The 1,430-nt window shown below is 69.3% G+C and carries 3 protein-coding genes; 1 reads left to right on the top strand and 2 read right to left on the bottom strand.

Annotated elements, in window-relative coordinates; all coding sequences use genetic code 11:
* A partial coding sequence (locus tag G6023_RS09115; protein WP_182635109.1) for a serine acetyltransferase domain-containing protein occupies nt 1–635 on the bottom strand: 635 nt, incomplete at its 3' end.
* 84 nt (nt 636–719) lie between these two features.
* Between G6023_RS09115 and G6023_RS09110 the strand changes: the two genes are divergently transcribed.
* Nucleotides 720–1,043: a putative quinol monooxygenase gene (locus tag G6023_RS09110; RefSeq protein ID WP_096906599.1), complete on the top strand. Its 324-nt coding sequence runs from the start codon at nt 720–722 to the stop codon at nt 1,041–1,043.
* A gap of 24 nt (nt 1,044–1,067) precedes the next feature.
* Here G6023_RS09110 and G6023_RS09105 read toward each other — a convergent pair.
* Nucleotides 1,068–1,430 (bottom strand): glycoside hydrolase domain-containing protein (locus G6023_RS09105; RefSeq protein ID WP_182635107.1); only part of this gene is annotated, 363 nt, incomplete at its 5' end.

Genomic DNA, 1,430 nt, shown 5'->3' with positions numbered 1-1,430 from the left:
GAGCCGATCTTGGGATGACGGTCGCCGTCCTCGTTGCCGGTGCCGCCGAGGGTGACGCCCTGCAGGATGGACACGCCGTCGCCGATCACGCAGGTCTCGCCCACGACGATCCCGGTGGCGTGGTCGACGAGGATGCCCGAGCCGACACGGGCGGCGGGATGGATGTCCATCGCGAACACCTCGGAGATCCGGCTCTGCAGGAACGACGCCGCCATGACGCGCCCGGAGTTCCACATCTCGTGGGCCACGCGGTGCACCTGCAGGCCGAGGAAGCCCTTGGCGAAGAGGTAGGGCACCAGGTAGTTGGGGTACGCGGGGTTGCGCTCGAAGCTCACCACGAGGTCGGCCGCGACGGCCTCCAGGACGTGGGGATGCTCCACGAGCACCGCCCGGATCTCCTTCTCCAGCACGTGCCGGCCGATCTCGGGGGTCGCGACCCGGGAGGCGGCGAGGCGCGCGAGGGATTCGCCGAGGTCATCACAGCCGTCGATGAGGTCCAGGACCAGTCCCGCGATCAGCGGTTCGTTCCTGCTCGAGGTCGCGTCCAGCGACAGGCGGTTCCAGACGGCGCGGACGGAGGAGTCGGCCTCTGCCCGCGGGACGCACGGGTTCTCGGTGCTCATCTCGATGGTCACCTGATACAGCGTATGCCTGCCCCGGCGATCGGGGCGAGTCGCACCTCCCTCGACGGCCCGCTCCCCACGCGGCAGGATGGGGCCATGATCCTCATCAACGTGCGTTTCGACGTCAAGCCCGAGTTCGCCGAGTCCTGGCTCGAGTTCACCCGCGAGTTCACCGAGGCCACCCGCGCCGAGCCTGGCAATCTCTTCTTCGACTGGTACCGGTCGCCGGAGTCTCCGAACACCTTCCTGCTGTGCGAGGCCTTCCGGGAGGGCGACGCCCCCGCCCAGCACGTGAACTCCGACCACTTCGCCGAGTTCACCGGCTCGGCCGCCCGCTACCTCGAGCGGACCCCGCGGATCATCAACACCACCGCCGAGGGCGAGGAGTGGGGGGCGATGGGCGAGATCACCGTCGAGTAGGCGACGACCCCGCCAGACGTCGCGTCAGATCGAGCTGCCGAGCGCCGACTGCGCGAGCGCGATCGGGTCGACCGGCCACCACTGGCCGTAGTCGAGCGCGTAGACACGGTTGAGGTCGGACACGACGCCGCCGACGGTGACCTGCTGGCGGACCGGCAGCTGGTGGATCGTCGCGCTCGGGTTGAGGCGCCCACCGGAGCCCCAGTCGTGCTGCCAGAAGTACTCCCCGAGGCCGATCTGGCGACACCAGTCGATCCCGCGGGCGTTGGTGTACACGCCGAGCTTCATCCCCGCCCCGTGGAGTTGCGCGCGCCAGCGCTCGAGGTACGGGCGGATCTGGTTGTCGAACTGCCACCGGGTGGGGTTGTCGTCGATCGCGACGTACAT

Origin of the sequence: Dietzia sp. DQ11-71 (genome assembly GCF_014144995.1) — a bacterium.
In the GTDB taxonomy this organism is placed as follows: Bacteria; Actinomycetota; Actinomycetes; order Mycobacteriales; family Mycobacteriaceae; genus Dietzia; species Dietzia kunjamensis.
The sequence above is the reverse complement of the archived record's forward strand: the minus strand, read 5'-3'. Positions and strand labels throughout refer to the sequence as shown.